The organism is Brevundimonas sp. KM4 (assembly GCF_000964075.1).
Taxonomy (GTDB): Bacteria; Pseudomonadota; Alphaproteobacteria; order Caulobacterales; family Caulobacteraceae; genus Brevundimonas; species Brevundimonas huaxiensis.
Map to the genome: position 1 here is coordinate 25,608 of NZ_JZRG01000009.1, position 16,643 is coordinate 42,250.

Genomic DNA, 16,643 nt, shown 5'->3' on the forward strand with positions numbered 1-16,643 from the left:
GGTCATCGGAGCCCCACGATGCGCCACCATATCGCCGATCCCGTCGTTCACCGCGAGCACTGGCGCGAGCCGGAGGATGACCAACTCCGTCTGGAATGCGGCGTCTGCGGCGTCTGGGGCGCGGACGAGGACGAGGGCTCTTCCGTCGTCGCGCTGGGTCTTCACGCCCTTCAGCATCGCGGCCAGGAAGCCTGCGGCATCGCCAGCGTCAAGGACGAGCGCTTCTACACCGAACGCCACCAGGGCCTGGTGGGCGAGGCCTTCGGCGGCGCCGACCTCATGACGCGGATGCCCGGCCGCGCGGCCGTGGGCCACACCCGCTACTCCACCGCCGGCGGCAGCTTCCTGCGCAACATCCAGCCGATGTTCGCCGATCTGGACCAGGGCGGCATCGCCATCGCCCACAACGGCAACCTGACCAACTTCAAATTCCTGCACGCCCAGCTGGTCAGCGAGGGCGCCATCTTCCAGTCGACTTCGGATTCCGAAGTCATCCTCCACCTGATTGCGCGCAGCCGCAAAGCCAAGATCGTCGATCGCTTCACTGACGCCCTGGCCCGGATTGAAGGCGGCTACGCCTTGGTGGCCCAGACCCGCACCAAGATGATCGGCGCGCGCGACCCGCTGGGCATTCGTCCGCTGGTCCTGGGTCAGTTGGGCGACGGCTGGGTTCTGGCGTCCGAAACCTGCGCCCTGGACATGATGGGCGCCACCTTCGTTCGCGACGTCGAACACGGCGAGATCGTCGTCATCGACGACAGCGGCCTGCGCTCGCTCAAGCCCTTCCCCGCCCGCGCTGCACGTCCCTGCCTGTTCGAATACGTCTATTTCTCGCGCCCGGATTCGGTCGTGAACGGCCGCTCCGTCTATGAGGTCCGCAAGGAGATGGGTCGCGGCCTCGCCCGCGAACTGGGCGTCGAGGCCGACATCGTCGTGCCAGTGCCCGACTCCGGCGTTCCAGCCGCCCTCGGCTACGCCCAGGAAAGCGGCATCCCCTACGAAATGGGCATCATCCGCAGTCACTACTTGGGCCGCACCTTCATCCAGCCCAGCCAGGGCGCCCGTCAAAAGGGCGTGCGTATGAAGCACAGCCCCAACAAGTCGGCCCTGGCCGGCAAGCGCGTCGTGCTGATCGACGATTCCATCGTGCGCGGCACGACCTCGCTGAAGCTGGTTCGCGCCGTGCGCGCCGCCGGCGCTACCGAGGTCCACCTGCGCTCGGCCAGCCCGCAGATCCTGTTCCCCGACTTCTACGGCATCGACATGCCCGAGCGCGCCCAGCTGCTTGCCGCCAACAAGACGCTGGAAGAAATGCGCGACATGCTGGAGGTCGATTCGCTCGGCTTCCTGTCCATCGACGGCCTGTATCGAGCTATGGGCGAGACCGGCCGCAACGCCGCCGCCCCGCAGTTCACCGACCACTACTTCACCGGCGACTACCCCACCCGCCTGCTGGATCGCGAGATCGAGGAAGGCGGGCGCGAGTTCGGCGCCAAACAGCTATCCTTGCTGGTCAGCGCCTAGGGCGAAACCTGAGCGCGCGGGCCTTGGCTTGAGGGTCGAGGCCGCGCTATCAGCGGCCATGTCCGAACTTCCCCTGAAAGACCGTATCGCCCTCGTCGTCGGCGCCTCGCGCGGCATCGGTTATGAGAGCGCCCTGGCCCTGGCCAAGGCCGGCGCCCACGTCATTGCGACGGCGCGCACCCAAGGCGGTCTGGAAGAGCTGGACGACGCCATCTTCGCCGCCACCGGCCGCCATGCCACCCTGATCCCTTTCGATCTGGTGGACGGCGGGGCTATCGACCGGCTGGGCGGCGCCATCTTTGAACGGTTCAAGAAGCTGGACATCTGGGTCCACTGCGCCGCCACCATGGGCCCCTCGGGCTTGACGCCGGTGTCGCACGCCGACCCGCGCGAGTTCGCCAAGGTCGAAAAGACCAACTTCACCGCGGTCTATCGCCTGATCCGCTCGCTGGAGCCGCTGCTGCGCGCCTCCGACGCCGGCCGCGCCATCCACTTCACCACCAGCGTCGCCAGCGCGCCCAAGGCCTTCTGGGGCATGTACGCCGCGACCAAGGCCGGAGCCGAAGCTCTGGTGAAGGCCTGGGCCGACGAGATCGAGAGCACGCCCGTGCGCGTCAGCATCGTCGATCCCGGCCGCATGCGCACCGCCATGCGCGCCCAGGCCTATCCGGGCGAAGACCCGTCCGTCCTGCCCCACCCCTCCGAGATCGGCCCGCTCGTCGTCGAACTGTCGAACGCCGCCGCCACGCCCCCGCTGACGATCAAGTTCCGCGACTGGACCGCCGGCCCCTCGGTCGACGCCTTGATCTAACGAGCGCCGATCAGCGGCAGGCGGAGCGAAATCAGGATTTCCGCCAATTCAGCCGGCCAGATCGTCTCATTGGATTGGCGGATGTCGTCGAGGCTCCACCAGCGGTGTTGCGTCAGAACCCTCTGCTCCTCGTCCGTCCAGCCCTTGGGCGACAGGAGAAAGTCGTCGGTGCGCAGCAGAAAAAATCTCTGATCCACATCCGCCATTCGACCGTCAGGCAGGCGGAAGCTGACGCGGACCTGGGCGACCTGTGGGCCGGGGTCTTCGACGACCAGGCCCGTCTCTTCGAACAGTTCACGGCGCGCGGCGGCTTCGAAGGTTTCGCCGGCCTCGCACCCGCCGCCGGGCGTCGCCCAGAAGGCCGTGCCGGCGAGCGGTCCTTCGGAAAACACGAACTGGAACAACAGCACCCGCCCCTGCCCGTCCAGAATCAGCCAACGCGAGGTGGGCCGGGCGGGAAGCGCGCTCTCGGCCTCGCTCACGCCGTCACTTCTTGGCGCCGCCCTTTTGCCCCGTGCGGATCCGGCCCGAACGCGACACCTGGCGGGCGCCGCCGCGCGCGCCCTTCTGGACCGCCACGGACGAACCGGCCTTCTTCGACGCGCTGGATTTCAACCCGCCCAGTATCTTGGGCTGGGCCTTGCGGGTCTTCTTCTGCTCCAGCGCCTTGCCTGGCAGTTTGGACAGGGCCTCTTCCTTCTCGGCCTTCTTGACGCGGCGCGGCGCGGTCTTGGCGTCGCCCTTGTAGCGTTCCGGCCCGGACTTGGCGCCGCCCTCGGCATAGGGGTTCACGCCGCTGGACTTGACGTTCAGACGGATCGGCGTGCCCGGCAGGTCGAAGCTCTCGCGGATCGAGTTGACCAGATAGCGCTTGTAATGCTCCGGCATCGACTCGGCGCGGTTGGCCATCAGCACAAAGGTCGGCGGGCGGGCCTTGGTCTGGGCGATATATTTCGGCTTGATCCGCTTGCCGTCGACGGCGGGTGGCGGGTGCCGCTGGGTCGCCATGGACAGCCAGGTGTTCAGGTCCTTGGTCTTCACCTTGACCGACCAGGTGTCATAGGCCTGAAGCACCGCCGGCATCAGCCGCTCGACGCCGCGTCCGCTGTGCGAAGACAGGGCCACGAAGGGCGACCCCTTCAGTTGCGGCAGCTTGTCCTCGGCCATGCCCTTCAGCTTGGCCATGCGGGATTGGGGCTCGTCCTCCAGGTCCCACTTCGACGCGACATAGACCAGGGCGCGGCCCTCGCGCTCGACCAGATCGGCCAACTGCAGGTCCTGGGTGTCGAAAGCGTCGTCCTTGTCCATCATCAGGATGACGACTTCGGCGAAGGTTATGGCCCTGATGGTGTCGGCGACCGACAGCTTCTCCAGCTTCTCCTGCACCCGCGCCTTGCGACGCATCCCCGCCGTATCGACCAGGCGGATGTTCTTGCCCTCGAACTGCCAGTCGACTGAAATGGAGTCGCGGGTGATGCCCGCTTCCGGCCCGGTCAGCAGCCGGTCGTCGCCGATCAGGCGGTTGATCAGCGTGGACTTGCCCGCATTGGGCCGGCCGATGACGGCGATGCGGATCGGCTTGTCCGGCTCGTCGATTTCCTCGACGAAGATGTCCTGCGAGGCCGCGACGATGGCGGCATACAGATCGGCCATCCCCTCGCCATGCTCGGCCGAGATGGCGACAGGTTCGCCAAAGCCCAGGGCGTGCGCCTCGCCGACGCCGCCGCCGCTTTCGCGGCTCTCGGACTTGTTGGCCAAGAGGATGACCGGCTTGTGCACCCGTCGCAGGCGTTCGGCGAAGATCCGGTCCAGCGACGTCACCCCCTCGCGGGCGTCCATCATGAACATGACCAGTTCGGCGTCGTCCAGCGCGGCCTCGGTCTGCTCGCGCATCCGGGCTTCCAGGCTGTCGTCGGTGACGTCCTCGTATCCCGCCGTGTCGATCAGCGTCAGATCCATGTCGCCGATGTTGCCGTCGGCGTAGCGCCGGTCGCGGGTCACGCCGGGGCGATCGTCGACGAGCGCCAGGCGCTTGCCGACGAGGCGGTTGAACAGTGTCGATTTGCCCACATTGGGGCGGCCGACGATGGCGACCTTCAGAGCCATGTCGGCCTTCTAGCTTAGTTTGGGCTGAAAATCAGCGGATGCAGATCAGTTGGCCGTTGTCGGTCAGCACATACAACGCGCCGTTATAGGCGGCGGGCGCGATATAGGCTGGCGCGCCCAGCTTCAGCGTCGTCTGCGCCACGCCGGTCTTCGGATCAAAGGCGACGGCCTCTCCGAATGAATTGACCATCACCAGACGGTTGGAGGCCAGCAGCGGTCCCGACCATTGCGGGCGGATGGTGCGGCGGCCGAAGGTCAGGAAACCGCCCTCGCGGCGCTCGCGCCCCTCGTTCAGTTCACGCGTCCAGTAGATCTGGCCCGTGTCGCGGTTGGCCGTGATCAGTTGACCCGACTTGGACACCACGAAAACGGCGTCGCCAACCGGCAGGGGCGCATTCACGCCCGTCACCGGCAGTTGCCACTTGGGCTGGCCCGAACGCAGGTCCAGCGCCGACATCACGCCCGAGTGGCTGACGCCATAGACCATGCCGCGGCTGATGACCGGACGGCCCGCCACGTCGCGAACTTCCGACAGGGCGCTGGTGCGGCTGGTACGCGACAGGGTCTCTTCCCAAACCGCCTGGCCGTTCAGGGCGCTCAGCGCGACCAGCTGGCCCGAGGCGAACGGGGCGACGACGGTCGTGCCGCTGACGGCGGGGCTGGAGGCGCGCATGACGCGCGCCGGCTCGGCGATGCCGCGATAGGTCCAGTCCTGGGCGCCGGTGTTGGCGTCGAAGGCGAACAGCTGGCTGTCCACGTCCACGACGAAGACCCGGTTGCCCGAGACGGTCGGGGCGCCGTGGATCGGGGCGTCCACCTGCTGGGTCCAGACCACCGCGCCGGTGTTGGCGTCCAGCGCCGTCATCGAGCGGTAGCCGGACGAGACGAAGACCTTGCCGCCGCCCACGGCGACGCCGCCGCCGAAGCCGCCGTTGCGGTCACGATCGGCGTTCTTGACGTTGGCCTTCCACAGGATCGCGCCGGTGTCGGCCGAAACCGCCGAAACGGTCGATTCGCCGTCCAGCACGAAGATCTTGCCGTCCGCGGCCACGATCGGGGCCATGACGTTGCCGACGTGGGCCGATCCCGAGCCGATGCCCCGCTTCCAGGCGATCTGGAAGTTCGGCGCCGCAATGACATGCTCGACCAGGTTCTCGGACGTGCCGCCCGGCTGCGTCCAGGCCGTCACGGCCTGCGGACCCGGCAGGAAGAAGTCGCGACCCGACAGGGCGGCCGACGGCGACAGGCTCTGTTCGAACTCCAGCACCGAGATGCGCTGGCCGGCCGAGGCGGTCGCGCCGGCGTCTTCCTTGCCGCCGCCCAGACCGAACGGCAGGTTGCGGCGAACGGTGCCGCAGGACGCCATCGTTGCGGCGACGCCGCAGATCAGCGCGACTTTCAGAACTCGGTTCATCGGGGGCGTCCTGTAAGGGGTCGTCACTATTGGGCGGCCGGCGCGGCGGCGGGAGCCGCCTGGGCCGGAGCAGCCTGAGCCGGAGCAGCCGAGGGCGTCATCGCGTTTGCAGCGCCGGCGGCCGGCGGCGTCGCCTTGGCGGCGGCGTCGATGATGGGCTTGATGGCGGCTGCGGTGCCGGCGTCGATGGATTCCACGGCGATCTGGGCGCGCTGACGGATCGAGTCCGGCACGTCCTGACCCAGTTGCAGCAGCACGAAGGCCTCACGCGCTTCCTTGGTCTTGCCGTGTTGCAGGCGCGCCAGGGCCAGAGCTTCCTGGGCGAAGGCGTGCAGCGGGCGCTTGTCTTCGGCCAGCGGCGTCAGGCGCTTTTCGATCTCGGCCAGCGGCGCGGTATCCATGATCAGGAAGGCGGCCTTCAAGGCGGGCGGGTCCGACAGGATCGGATCGCTGGACGCCTTGGCGGCCTCGTCGAACAGGCGAACCGCGTCCTGGACCTTGTTGGCGCTGACGGCCAGACCGGCCTGCTGCTGCAGGGCCAGGACCTTGTAGGCGCCGTTGCCTTCCTTGATCGCTTCCTCGAAGGCGGCGCGGGCGTCCATCGGCTTGTCGGCGCGCAGGGCCTCCATGCCGCGGTCATAGGCCTCGGCGGCCTTGGCGGCCTTGTTGGAGTTCAGGCTGTCCCAGCCCCACCAGCCCAGGGCGCCGATCAGGGCGACGACCAGCACCACGCCGAAAACGGGCAGCCAGGTCTTGGCCAGGCGCTTCAACTTGTCGGAGCGAAGCTCCTCCTCGACCTGCTCGAAGACATCAACCACTGAAACGTCGCCCCAAAATCGCGAAATGCAAACCGGCGCGGACCCTAGAAGGTCGGCTCCCCGCCCGCAACGTCGTCCGTTACTGCGAAGCCGGCTTTTTCGAGAAGTAGGTCTCGACTTCGGCAGGAAAACGGCGGGTTTTCACATCGCTGGCGAAAGCGGCCGCCGCCCGGTCGATCTCGGTGCGCAGATCGGCGTATTTGCGCACGAACTTCGGGGTCCAGTCGAACAGGCCCAGCATGTCGTTGACCACCAGCACCTGACCGTCGCAGGCGGCCGAGGCGCCGATGCCGATGGTGGGCGCGTCGATCGTCTCGGTGATCTCGCGCGCCAGCGATTCGGCGACGCCCTCGATGACGATGCAGAAGGCGCCGGCCTCGGCGACGGCCTTGGCCTCGGCCAGCACCCGATCGCGCTCGCTGTCGGTCCGGCCCTTGGCCTTGAACCCGCCCTCGGCCAGGATCGCCTGGGGGCGCAGGCCGACATGGCCCATGACCGGAATGCCGCGCTTGACCAGAAAGGCGACGATCTCGGCCATATCGATGCTGGTTTCCAGCTTCACCGCCTGGGCGCCCGTCTCCTTCATCACGCGCACGCAGTTGGCGTAGGCGACCTCCTTGCCGCCTTCGTAGGAGCCGAACGGCATGTCCACGACCACCATGGCCCGTCTGGCGCCGCGCATGACGGCCTGCCCATGCAGGATCATCATCTCCAGCGTCACGCCCACGGTGTTGGGCAGGCCGTGAACCGCCATCCCCAGGCTGTCGCCGACCAGCAGCACGTCGCAGTGCGGGTCCAGCAGGGCCGCCATCGGCGCGTCATAGGCCGTCAGGCAGACGATCGGCTCGCCGCCCTTGCGCCCTGCGATATCGGGCACGGTGATGCGTTTGACGCTCTCTTGGGTATGGACGGACATCGCCGGGCCTCCTGACGTGAAGGGGTCAGATAGGCCCCTGCCCCGCCGGTGTCACCCTTGCAGCCGCGCTCACACGTCCTGCGACAGCTTCGCCACGCCCGCCGCCATCAGGGCGACCAGGGCCCCGGCGACGATCCAGAAGGCCATCATGCCCGAGCCGTTCATCAGGTCCAGCGACCCGACGCCCAGACCTTGCAGGCCCAATCCGTCCAGGCCCGACTGCGCTGCGCCCTGCGCCGTGACGGCCGCCGCCCTCAGGCCTTGCGCCAGCGTCGTATCGCCGTCGGCAGTGAAGTTGATGTTCACCCCCTCGCGCACCGCCAGCACGCCGCCGATCAGTCCGGCCGCCGTCAGGGTCAGAGCGCGCCAGCGCGACCGCGTCTCCATGCGCGCCTTGACCGTCGCCAGGAACAGGGCCTCGTCCGGCAGGCTCGGCGCCTGGGCGAACAGCCTTTCGATCATCGGATCAAATTCATCAGCCGACATGGACCGACCTCCCGCCTGAGCCGTGCGCCGGTTGAAGCCGCGCACGGAGTTTATCCAGACCACGTTTGACATGCGATTTCACCGTGCCAAGCGGCAAATTCATGGCTGCCGCGATTTCCGGATGCGACATCCCCGCGCCGTGGCACAGGGCGACGCAGACACGCTCGGTCTCGCTGAGCGTCTTCAACGCCTCGTCCAGGTCCATCAGACCGCCGCGGTCGACGACCACGTCCGCCTGATCGGCCTCGATCTCCGCGACGTAGCGCGCCTCCTTGGCCACCCGCTTCAGATACAGCCGCGCGGCGATCTTCTTGATCCAGCCCGCAAACGTTCCCTGCCCGCGAAACTCCGCGCATCGCTGGAACCCTTGCAGAAAGGCGTCCTGCGCCACGTCGTCGGACAGGGACGGCGTCGCCCCCATCCGGCGCAGCAGCCCCCGTACCGCCGACCCGTGCCGACGCACCAGCTCGCCATACTCCCGCCGACCGCCGGCCGCCGCCTGGGCGGCCAACTCCACATCGTGGAAGTCGCGTAGAGACTTGCTCATCAGAGCTTCCCCCGCCCGCCGTGGTCAGTCCGCGCCCTTGTTGAAGAAGCTCAGGACGATGAAGGCCAGGCCGATCGTGACGGGAATGCACGAGATGCCCAGCAGGCCGCTGTCCAGATTGCCGTTGAAGTTCCCGCCCAGTTCGCTGACGACCGAGAAGGCGGCGATGCCGATGCCGGACGCCAGCCAGATGACGCCGCGCCGGATGTCCTTGGTGCGCGACGGCAGGCTCTTCTGCACGTCCTTGGTCATGACGTCGATCAGTTCGGGCGGCAGTTGCTGGCCCTTGTCCACCGCATGGCGGATGGTTTCCTGCATGTCGCGCTTTTCGCGATACTTCAGCACCTGCGGGCCGAAGACGATGGCGGTGATCGTGCCGAAGACGGCGAACAGCGCAAAGATCGGAATGAAGTCTTGCATGACGAGTACCCCTTGAACCGTTGCAGCAGCCTGATGCGGCGGCCTTCTGATCACAAGAGGCTGGCCGACGCCTCAACGGATGCGCGGCGTTGCGTGAAATCTTCGTAAGGTCGCCGTTTCGGCCGCCGCCGGTTCGGTCTAGGGTCCGGTTTCATCAATCTCAGGAGCGCGTCCCCATGGCCCATGTCACCTATCGCATCGTCGAACATGACGGCGGCTGGGCCTACAAGTCCGGCGACACCTATTCCGAGACCTTCGCCAGCCACGACGACGCCAAGGCCGCCGCTGTCCGCGCCGCACGCGAGCAGCGCGTGCCGGACCAGACCGCCGCCATAGAATACGAGACCGCCGCCGGCGAATGGGTCACCGAAAGCGCCGACGGCCACGACCGCCCCTCGACGGACGTCGAGGGCTGAGGCCGAGATGATCCCCCGTCGCACCCTGCTGGCCGCCGCCGCGCTGGCGCCGCTGGCAGGCTGCGCCACGGCCCCAAAGGCCAAGACGCCCGCCGAGCTGAAGCTCGTCACCTTCAACATCTGGCACAACATGGGCGACTGGGCCGCCCGCCGTCCGCTACTGATCGCAGCCCTGAAGGCCCAGAACGCCGACGTCATCGCCCTTCAGGAGGTGCTGGAGGACGCCAATGTCGGGCTTGAGAACCAGGCCCGGATGCTGGCGCGCGAACTGGGCGGCTATCATGTCGCCTTCGTCTCGACCGACGCGGAGGGCGCCCCGCGTCGCTATGGCAACGCCCTGCTGACCCGCCTGCCTGTTCTGGCCGAAGCCTCGACCAAGCTCGAGCCGCTCGACGATTTCCGCACCGCGCTTCGGCTTCGCGTCGCCGTCCAGGGTCGCCCGGTCGATGTCGTCGTCACCCATCTGGCGTGGCAGCAGGACGCCGGCCCGGTCCGCGCTCGCCAGATCGCGTCGCTGCTCGGCTGGCTGCCGCAGGACGACACGCCCCTGATCGTCATGGGCGACTTCAATGCGACGCAGGAGGATTCCGGCCTGGCGACCCTGACGGGTCCCCGCTTCTTCAGCGCCCTGCCCCGCGGCGCGGTCACGACCACCTTAAACCCGGCCAAGGGTCATCCCGAGCGCGTCATCGACCACATCTTCGTCGAACAGGCCGCCTTCACGCCCGGCGACGCCTGTCGCTTCGGCGACACGCCGACCAACGGCGAATACCCGTCTGACCACTTCGGCGTCGTCGCGACCGTCCGGCTCAGGTAAACGCCGAGGCGTAGGTCTCGGGCTTGAACCCAACCAGACGCCGATCCCCCAGATCCAGCACCGGCCGCTTGATCATCGACGGCTGGGCCGTCATCAGCGCGATCGCCTTCGACTTGTCGATGTCCGCCTTGTCGGCGTCCGGCAGCTTCTTGAACGTCGTCCCGGCCCGGTTCAGCACCGTCTCCCAACCGTGCTCGTCGACCCACTGGCCCAGCCGCCCCGCATCCACCCCGGCCTTCTTGTAGTCGTGGAAGACGTAATCGACCCCCTGCTGCTCCAGCCAGACCCGGGCCTTCTTCACCGTGTCGCAGTTGGGAATGCCATATAGGGTGTAGGTCATGGGTCTCTCGAAGGTCGGGGATCAAGCGGATGCAGCCGCTTTCGCCCCCTCGCAAGGCATCGTCAACTGTCGGTCAGACGCGACGCCGGCGCTGTGAACGTCGCCGAGAACCCCTCTACGCCATAGCGAAGATCCGCGCCGCCGCCCCCCAGCAGGCCTCTCGCGAGTAGTTTGACGCCAAAGCCGGTCTTGAGCGGCGGATGGGCCGGCGCGCCCCCGCCTTCGATCCACGTCAGGACAAGTTCACCCTCATCCAGCCGCCAATCGACCGAGACGCGGCCGCCGGGCTTGGCGAGGGCGCCATGCTTGAACGCGTTCGTCGTCAGTTCGTGGATGATCAAGGCGACCGTTTGCGCCACACGCGGCGACAGCTGCACCGACGGCCCCGAGATCGAGACCGGCCTGCGCACCAGATTACCGACCGCGTCGCGAACGATCTCACCGAGGTCGCCGCCATTCCACGCCTTTTCGTCCAGCGTCTGCTGGGTCCGGGCGATGGCGTTCAGTCGCTCGTCGAAACGCTCCAGCACGTCACGATCGACGCCCGACAGGGTGCTGCGGGCGACCGCTTGAACCAGGGCGAGGGTGTTCTTCACCCGGTGACCGCATTCGTCGACCAGCATCTGCCGGTGTTGCTCGCCCCGCACCCGCTCGGTCGTTTCGATGGCGATATTGAGAATGCCGACGATCGCGTCGCCGTCCCGCACGGGGCTGTAGGACAGTGTCCAGCTGGTGTCTTCCGCATAGCCGTTTCGAACCATCGTCAGCGGCAGGTCTTCCAGAAAAACGGTTTCGCCTGCCAGCGCGCGCTCCGTCAGAGGGCGCAGATCGTCCCACACCTCATGCCAGACCTGATCCAGCGGACGGCCCAGGGCGTTCGGATGCTTTTGTCCGAGCAGCGGCATATAGGCGCCGTTGTAGAGCAGGGTGCGCTCCGGGCCCCACATGACGCTGGCCGCAAAACCCATTCCCATCATCATGTCATAGGTAATGCTCAGCGCGGGCGACCAATCGCGCCTTGGCCCCAGGGGCGTCGTCGCCCAATCGAACGCGTCAATAAGGGCCGGCATCGGCGCGCCCCCTATTGACGACGGCATTCGACGAGCAACCGACGAATGCAGCTCCAGCATCGATCTGGGATGCGAACCTCATCATCGTCGTTCAGAATAATCGGATGGTTTCGCTTGGCTGATCGACGATCACGCCCGCGACATAGAGTTTGCGCACCAGTTGCTGCGTGCCGAGGATCGTCCGGCTTTGGAAATCGAGCCAGTTCGCGACCAGGGTCTGATCCGGCAGATTGATGTCTCTCTTGCCCGCGACCCGGATCACCAGGCCTGCCTTTTCAAGCTGACCCAGGTGCCGGCGGACCGTTTCGTCGTCCATTCTGGCGGCCTTGGCGACCTCGATCACGCTCACCGGCCCGAACGGCGGGTTCAGGGGGCCGAGACGGCCGGCGTCCGGCTCGTCCTGAACGACCCGCAAGGCGCTTCCGGTGAGATGCGACAGCCAGAGCAGGACGTAGTGCGTCGTCATGCTGATTTCGGGCTTCAGCGACCAGGCGTGCTGGATGCCTTTCAGGACGTGGGCCGTCATCAGCCGCGTCGCCAGGCCGGCGACTGGCCAGGCTGGCGTGACGACCCTGTCGCCGTCGCGGGCGCCGCATGCATTCAGCATCGCCAGCCCATCGACGAACTCCACCGTGGCCAGCAGAAAGGCTTCCATCGCAGACTTGAACGGTTTCGACTGCGACACCTCGGCGCGCAAGACGAAGCCGCCGTCGGTCCGGACCAAGATCCCCCGCTCCACCAGGCCCGCCAGTTTTGTGCGCGCGCTCTCGCGCGGCACGCCCAGGGACATGGCGATGCTGATCGCATTCACAGGCCGCCGCAGGGCGTTCGGCAAAATGCCGGCTCCGATGGAAGGGTTGCGTGCCGCACCTTCGTCATCGGCGCCTCTGACGTTCGCATCCACGACGCCCGCAGTCAGCAGGGCGGATATCAAATCCTCGTCGATCCAGGTGCGGGATGCGGCGATGAAATCGAGCGTCAGCTTCGTATTCAGCCAAGCGACCTGAGCGGCTTGTAAACGCAGAGACATTGCAGACCATCAGAGGCTTCAGCGAACACTGTCGTCCTCGCTCGCGCCCCTGTCGACAAGACAACTACCGAAAATGAGGTTTCGGGACAGAGGCGGAGCGACGATCGATCCACGCTCTGCGGCGCCCCCCTTGCCGTCATTGTTCGCCGACAAATCCGCTTTAGTATCGGGCGTTTAGAGACGGCCTTCATCAATCGACCGTACGTATCCCCGAACGGGATTATGATGTCGACGGGTCTTTGAAAACAGCAGCGCTCAGCAATTGCACCGTCTTGCATTTTGCACGCCCTTTTTCCGCGCTGTGCAATTTCGCTCTGTCGCTGAGTTCAGACGAATTAGACGAATTAGACGGTGTTTTTGTCAGGCGACCGTCTAGGCCGCGAACCCGGCGAACACGCCGATGACCATCACGATGAAGGTCGCAACGACGCTGGACAGCCCGATGGCGATCATCACGATCAGGCCCTTGGCCAGGCCGGGGACCACGCCCCGATACCACCGTCCCCTCCCCATCCGCATGAAGGCCACGATGCCCAGCGCCAGCATCAAAAGGCTGCACGCCGCGGCCAGCGGGCCGGGGCTGAACATGAACCAGGCCAGCGGCAGCAACGGCACGGTCCAGGCGTTCAGATAGGCGAAGGCCGCGCGAAACCCGCATCTCAGGCCCAGGTCCTCGGCGTCCCACAGGCGAAACAGCGGCATGGCCGCCAGGGCGTAGAGCGGCGCCATGATCGGCACGGCCACCAGCGACATCCAGCCGTCGGCGTCCGACATGAAGGCGTCGCGCGACTTGCCCGCTTCCTGAAGCAGGGGGTTCAGCACGTCGGCCGGCATGCCTTCCAGGTATAAGCTCAAGCCCCCGCGCAGGAAGACGATCAGCATCAGGATCGCGTTCAGCGCCAGATACAGCTTCAACGGCTTGGCGTAACGCCCGCCCCCCGTCGGCCCCTCGATCATCCAGGCCTGGAGCACCAGTCGGGGCCGCACCAGCAGGTCGCGCGCGGTCCGCACCTCGGCGCCGCCAAAGCCCAGCGCGTCCTCGGACAGGTCCTTGAACGCCTGTTTGCGCGTCGTCTCGCCGTCGGTCATCGGATTCTCCCCTGGGGGATGCATACACCGCCCGGTTGACCGCGCAACCGCCGATCAGAACCGCTTGGTCAGAACCGCTTGCTCAGGCCAATGCTGACCACCCGCCCGCGCGGATCGGCTACGACCGGGTCATAGCCCAGGGCGAACTGCGCCAGCGGCGGCGCCTTGTCCGCGACATTGACCACCCCGACCGACAGATCGAGATCAGCGCCGATCGTGCGGCTGTAGAGCAGATCGACCGTCGTCTGGCTGGCGATGCTGGCGTCGGTGATCCCGCTGCGATCGTTGGCGTAGCCGTCGGTATAGTGAACCAGCGCCGTCAACGCGTTCGCCCCGCCGCTCCAGCCCACGGCGAACTCCCCGCGATTGCGCGGCAGGGACCGGCCGATGTTGTTCAGGTTGGTCGAACCGACGCCCGACACCTTGGCGGCCGACGCGTCCAGCCGGATGTCATAGGCGTCCACATAGGTCCACGTCGCCGAGGCCGTCGCCTCCCCGCCCCACAGGCCGCGCCGATAGCGGGCCGACAGGTCGATCCCTTGGGTCTCGATGGACGAGGCGTTGATGAAATAAAGCTGGACGAAGGTCAGGGCGCCGCTGGCCGAGCGGGTAATGCGGCTCTGCGCCTCCGTGCCGGTCCGCCCCGCCGCCGTATCGGCCGCCGCCTGGTTGATGATGGCCTGGGCCGACTCCTTGACCACCTGATCGGCATAGTCGAACCGCCAGGCGTCCACGCCCAGTTCCAGCCCGTCGATCGGCGTCCAGACTGCGCCCAGGTTCAGGCTCTCGGACTTCTCGGGCTTCAGGTCGGCTCGGCCCGAGGTCAGGGTGTTGACGAAGACGAACGCCCCCCGGTCGAAGACCGACGGCTGCGACGCCTGCGCCCCCGACTGGGCATAGACCGACGGCGCCCGGAACCCCTGCCCCCACGACGCACGCAGGGCCAGGGCATCGGTGACGTCCCACCGGATCGCGGCCTTGGGGCTGAACCGGCCCTCGTTGCCGTCGTAGGATTCGTAGCGCCCGGCCAACTGCGCCTCGATCCGGTCGCCCAGATGGAGGCGGGCTTCGGCGAACGCGGCCAGAGCTTCCTGATCGCCGTCGAAATCCGGCGACACGCCCGCCGTCAGCAGATCGCCCCGGTTCACCAGATCGCTCCAGTCGTGACGGAAGCCGCTGCGGCGATATTGGGCGCCGACGGCGACATCGATCGATCCGCCGGCCCAGGCCAGGGCCTCGCCGCTGGTGGAGGCGTCCGCCGTCGTCAGGGTCGCCGCGCCCCGCAGGCCGGTCGAGCCGATAAGGCTGTCGATCAGGGCGGCGCTGTTCGCCGTTCCGGTCCCCAGATAGGCGCTGCCGAACGGGTTGAAATACTGGCAACCCCCGACGCCGGGCGTCCCCGTCGCGGGATTGCAGCCCGCTCCGGCCAGGCCGTTCAGCGCATTCTGCAAGGCGCTGCCGATGGTGTCGGGCTTGTCATAGGCGACGTGCTGGCGGCTGCTGGTCGCGGACAGGTTCCAGGTCCAGCCATTGCCGAAGCGCCCATCCAGCCCGGCCGCCAGACGCCAGGTGCGATAGTCGAACTCCGCTTGCGACGCGCCGGCCTCCGCCCCCAGCAGCCGCCCCCGGAACAGCACCGCCTCGCCGAACGGATTGTCGGGATGACTCGCCGGGACCGTCAGCGACCGCGCCAGGATCGGCAGCGACGGCGACTGGCGCGCGATGGTGTTCGTCGCCGACCACGCCCCTTGCAGCGACAGGGTCATGTCGCCCACAGGCCGCCGGTAGTCCGCGAACAGCTGCGTGCGGGTCTCCTCCGGGGCCAGGTCGAAGAAGTCGGAATAGTCCAGCCGACAGAAGCTGTCGGTCGGCGTGTTCAGATAGGCGCTGCCGAACGCCGTATTGCCGCACGCCGGATCGGGCGAAAAACCGTTGCGGCTAGGTCGGAAATAGGAGCCCGGCTGGCCATAGCTGGTCACGGCCGTCCAGGCCGCGCGGCCATAGCGTTCGGCCTGGGTGAAGTCCCGCTCGTCGGAACCCAGGGCCGAGCGATGGAAATGCGAAGCCGCCAGCGTCAGGTCGCCGCCCAGCAGGCCGAACCCGCCGAGCGCCTCGATCACGCTCTCTTCCGACCCGTCGGCGACGGCGTATTTGGCGCTGATCTCGGGGCGGTCCACGCCCCGCCGGGTGATGAAGTTGACCACGCCCGCCACCGCGTCCGAGCCATAGACCGCCGAGGCGCCGTCCTTGACCACTTCGACCCGCTGAAGCGCGATCATCGGCACCAGGGAGTTGATGTCGACGAAGCCCGAGCCGTCCGTCGCCACCACGGCGCTGTTGGTCCAGCGCTGGCCGTCCACCAGGACCAGGGTCGAGCCGAGGCCGAGATTGCGCAGGTTGAACTGGGCCGTGCCCGAACTCTGCGGCTGGTTCAGCTGATCGACCTGGGCCTCGGAGCCCGAGTTCGCCGTGACCAGCCGGATCAGCTGAGAGGCATCGGCGACGCCGGCGGCGGCGATCGTTTCGCGGGCTACAGTCTCTACCGGGGCGATCCGCTCACCGCCCGCGATCCGGGAGCCGGTGACGACCACATCGTCCACGCGCGACGCCTCCTGGGCCTGGGCGGCCGCAGCCGTCGCCAACCAGGCGATCGAGGCTGTCGTCATCAAGAAGTTGCGCTTTGTCATTCGGATACTCCCCGCCATTGGCAGCGGACTTCTATCCAGCGCTTCGTTTTTGCGAAAGCCCAATTTTGCAGTTTTGCAATTTCAATCGTCGGCGAGACATCGTGCGCCATTGATCCTGCGATGTAACCGGTTACGCTGCGGCAAAACAAAAC

At 67.1% G+C, this 16,643-nt stretch carries 17 protein-coding genes; 4 read left to right on the forward strand and 13 right to left on the reverse strand.

Annotated elements, in window-relative coordinates; all coding sequences use genetic code 11:
- The first annotated feature begins 18 nt into the window (after positions 1-18).
- Both purF and VH88_RS06630 read left to right on the forward strand, forming a co-directional pair.
- Positions 19-1,524 carry an amidophosphoribosyltransferase gene (purF, locus tag VH88_RS06625; RefSeq protein ID WP_045810557.1) on the forward strand — a complete coding sequence of 502 codons (1,506 nt, stop codon included), beginning with the start codon at positions 19-21 and terminating at the stop codon, positions 1,522-1,524.
- A gap of 58 nt (positions 1,525-1,582) precedes the next feature.
- On the forward strand, positions 1,583-2,335 hold the full coding sequence (locus tag VH88_RS06630) for an SDR family NAD(P)-dependent oxidoreductase (RefSeq protein WP_045810558.1): 753 nt from the start codon (positions 1,583-1,585) through the stop codon (positions 2,333-2,335).
- Here the strand turns inward: VH88_RS06630 and VH88_RS06635 are convergent.
- The 8 genes from VH88_RS06635 to VH88_RS06670 all read right to left on the reverse strand — a co-directional run bounded on the left by VH88_RS06635 (position 2,332) and on the right by VH88_RS06670 (position 9,042).
- Complete coding sequence (locus VH88_RS06635; protein ID WP_045810559.1) at positions 2,332-2,817, reverse strand: NUDIX hydrolase; 486 nt, start codon at positions 2,815-2,817, stop codon at positions 2,332-2,334. The two genes, VH88_RS06630 and VH88_RS06635, sit on opposite strands and share 4 nt — an antisense overlap.
- 4 nt (positions 2,818-2,821) lie before the next feature.
- Entirely contained in the window at positions 2,822-4,441 is a 1,620-nt protein-coding gene (der, locus tag VH88_RS06640; protein WP_045810560.1) for a ribosome biogenesis GTPase Der, read from the reverse strand.
- 31 nt (positions 4,442-4,472) lie between these two features.
- Positions 4,473-5,855: a PQQ-binding-like beta-propeller repeat protein gene (locus VH88_RS06645; RefSeq protein WP_045810561.1), complete on the reverse strand. Its 1,383-nt coding sequence runs from the start codon at positions 5,853-5,855 to the stop codon at positions 4,473-4,475.
- A gap of 26 nt (positions 5,856-5,881) precedes the next feature.
- Positions 5,882-6,673, reverse strand: a complete 792-nt coding sequence (locus VH88_RS06650; protein WP_045810562.1) for a tetratricopeptide repeat protein — start codon at positions 6,671-6,673, stop codon at positions 5,882-5,884.
- Between the two features lie 79 nt (positions 6,674-6,752).
- Entirely contained in the window at positions 6,753-7,589 is an 837-nt protein-coding gene (panB, locus tag VH88_RS06655; RefSeq protein ID WP_045810563.1) for a 3-methyl-2-oxobutanoate hydroxymethyltransferase, read from the reverse strand.
- Positions 7,590-7,658: 69 nt separating this feature from the next.
- The gene (locus VH88_RS06660; RefSeq protein WP_045810564.1) at positions 7,659-8,075 is read right to left on the reverse strand and encodes a hypothetical protein; all 417 of its coding nucleotides are present in this window, start codon (positions 8,073-8,075) and stop codon (positions 7,659-7,661) included.
- Entirely contained in the window at positions 8,065-8,622 is a 558-nt protein-coding gene (locus VH88_RS06665; RefSeq protein ID WP_045810565.1) for an RNA polymerase sigma factor, read from the reverse strand. Before VH88_RS06665 ends, VH88_RS06660 begins: the two co-directional genes overlap by 11 nt.
- Positions 8,623-8,646: 24 nt before the next feature.
- On the reverse strand, positions 8,647-9,042 hold the full coding sequence (locus VH88_RS06670; RefSeq protein ID WP_045810566.1) for a DUF6249 domain-containing protein: 396 nt from the start codon (positions 9,040-9,042) through the stop codon (positions 8,647-8,649).
- 176 nt (positions 9,043-9,218) lie between these two features.
- On the opposite strand from VH88_RS06670, the gene VH88_RS06675 reads away from it, so the two are divergent.
- Both VH88_RS06675 and VH88_RS06680 read left to right on the forward strand, forming a co-directional pair.
- Complete coding sequence (locus VH88_RS06675) at positions 9,219-9,458, forward strand: DUF2188 domain-containing protein (RefSeq protein WP_017506104.1); 240 nt, start codon at positions 9,219-9,221, stop codon at positions 9,456-9,458.
- A gap of 7 nt (positions 9,459-9,465) precedes the next feature.
- Complete coding sequence (locus VH88_RS06680) at positions 9,466-10,275, forward strand: endonuclease/exonuclease/phosphatase family protein (RefSeq protein ID WP_045810567.1); 810 nt, start codon at positions 9,466-9,468, stop codon at positions 10,273-10,275.
- Here VH88_RS06680 and VH88_RS06685 read toward each other — a convergent pair.
- From VH88_RS06685 to VH88_RS06705, 5 genes are all read right to left on the reverse strand, one after another.
- Positions 10,268-10,615 (reverse strand): ArsC family reductase, encoded by a 348-nt coding sequence (locus VH88_RS06685; RefSeq protein WP_045810568.1) that lies wholly within the window; start codon positions 10,613-10,615, stop codon positions 10,268-10,270. The two genes, VH88_RS06680 and VH88_RS06685, sit on opposite strands and share 8 nt — an antisense overlap.
- A gap of 62 nt (positions 10,616-10,677) precedes the next feature.
- Complete coding sequence (locus VH88_RS06690) at positions 10,678-11,685, reverse strand: sensor histidine kinase (protein WP_052689517.1); 1,008 nt, start codon at positions 11,683-11,685, stop codon at positions 10,678-10,680.
- Between the two features lie 91 nt (positions 11,686-11,776).
- A complete protein-coding gene (locus VH88_RS06695) occupies positions 11,777-12,715 on the reverse strand; it encodes a winged helix-turn-helix domain-containing protein (RefSeq protein ID WP_045810569.1) in 939 nt (312 codons plus the stop codon).
- Between the two features lie 372 nt (positions 12,716-13,087).
- Positions 13,088-13,804, reverse strand: a complete 717-nt coding sequence (locus VH88_RS06700) for a hypothetical protein (RefSeq protein WP_039245249.1) — start codon at positions 13,802-13,804, stop codon at positions 13,088-13,090.
- Between the two features lie 68 nt (positions 13,805-13,872).
- The gene (locus VH88_RS06705; RefSeq protein WP_045810570.1) at positions 13,873-16,491 is read right to left on the reverse strand and encodes a TonB-dependent receptor domain-containing protein; all 2,619 of its coding nucleotides are present in this window, start codon (positions 16,489-16,491) and stop codon (positions 13,873-13,875) included.
- Positions 16,492-16,643: the final 152 nt, after the last annotated feature.

Coding starts and splice junctions, on each gene's coding strand:
- VH88_RS06645 (WP_045810561.1), bottom strand. CDS start 5,855: ATGAACCGAGTTCTGAAAGTCGCGCTGATCTGCGGCGTCGCCGCAACG.
- VH88_RS06680 (WP_045810567.1), top strand. CDS start 9,466: ATGATCCCCCGTCGCACCCTGCTGGCCGCCGCCGCGCTGGCGCCGCTG.
- VH88_RS06685 (WP_045810568.1), bottom strand. CDS start 10,615: ATGACCTACACCCTATATGGCATTCCCAACTGCGACACGGTGAAGAAG.
- VH88_RS06665 (WP_045810565.1), bottom strand. CDS start 8,622: ATGAGCAAGTCTCTACGCGACTTCCACGATGTGGAGTTGGCCGCCCAG.
- VH88_RS06660 (WP_045810564.1), bottom strand. CDS start 8,075: ATGTCGGCTGATGAATTTGATCCGATGATCGAAAGGCTGTTCGCCCAG.
- VH88_RS06700 (WP_039245249.1), bottom strand. CDS start 13,804: ATGACCGACGGCGAGACGACGCGCAAACAGGCGTTCAAGGACCTGTCC.
- VH88_RS06630 (WP_045810558.1), top strand. CDS start 1,583: ATGTCCGAACTTCCCCTGAAAGACCGTATCGCCCTCGTCGTCGGCGCC.
- der (WP_045810560.1), bottom strand. CDS start 4,441: ATGGCTCTGAAGGTCGCCATCGTCGGCCGCCCCAATGTGGGCAAATCG.
- VH88_RS06690 (WP_052689517.1), bottom strand. CDS start 11,685: ATGCCGGCCCTTATTGACGCGTTCGATTGGGCGACGACGCCCCTGGGG.
- purF (WP_045810557.1), top strand. CDS start 19: ATGCGCCACCATATCGCCGATCCCGTCGTTCACCGCGAGCACTGGCGC.
- panB (WP_045810563.1), bottom strand. CDS start 7,589: ATGTCCGTCCATACCCAAGAGAGCGTCAAACGCATCACCGTGCCCGAT.
- VH88_RS06695 (WP_045810569.1), bottom strand. CDS start 12,715: ATGTCTCTGCGTTTACAAGCCGCTCAGGTCGCTTGGCTGAATACGAAG.
- VH88_RS06670 (WP_045810566.1), bottom strand. CDS start 9,042: ATGCAAGACTTCATTCCGATCTTTGCGCTGTTCGCCGTCTTCGGCACG.
- VH88_RS06705 (WP_045810570.1), bottom strand. CDS start 16,491: ATGACAAAGCGCAACTTCTTGATGACGACAGCCTCGATCGCCTGGTTG.
- VH88_RS06675 (WP_017506104.1), top strand. CDS start 9,219: ATGGCCCATGTCACCTATCGCATCGTCGAACATGACGGCGGCTGGGCC.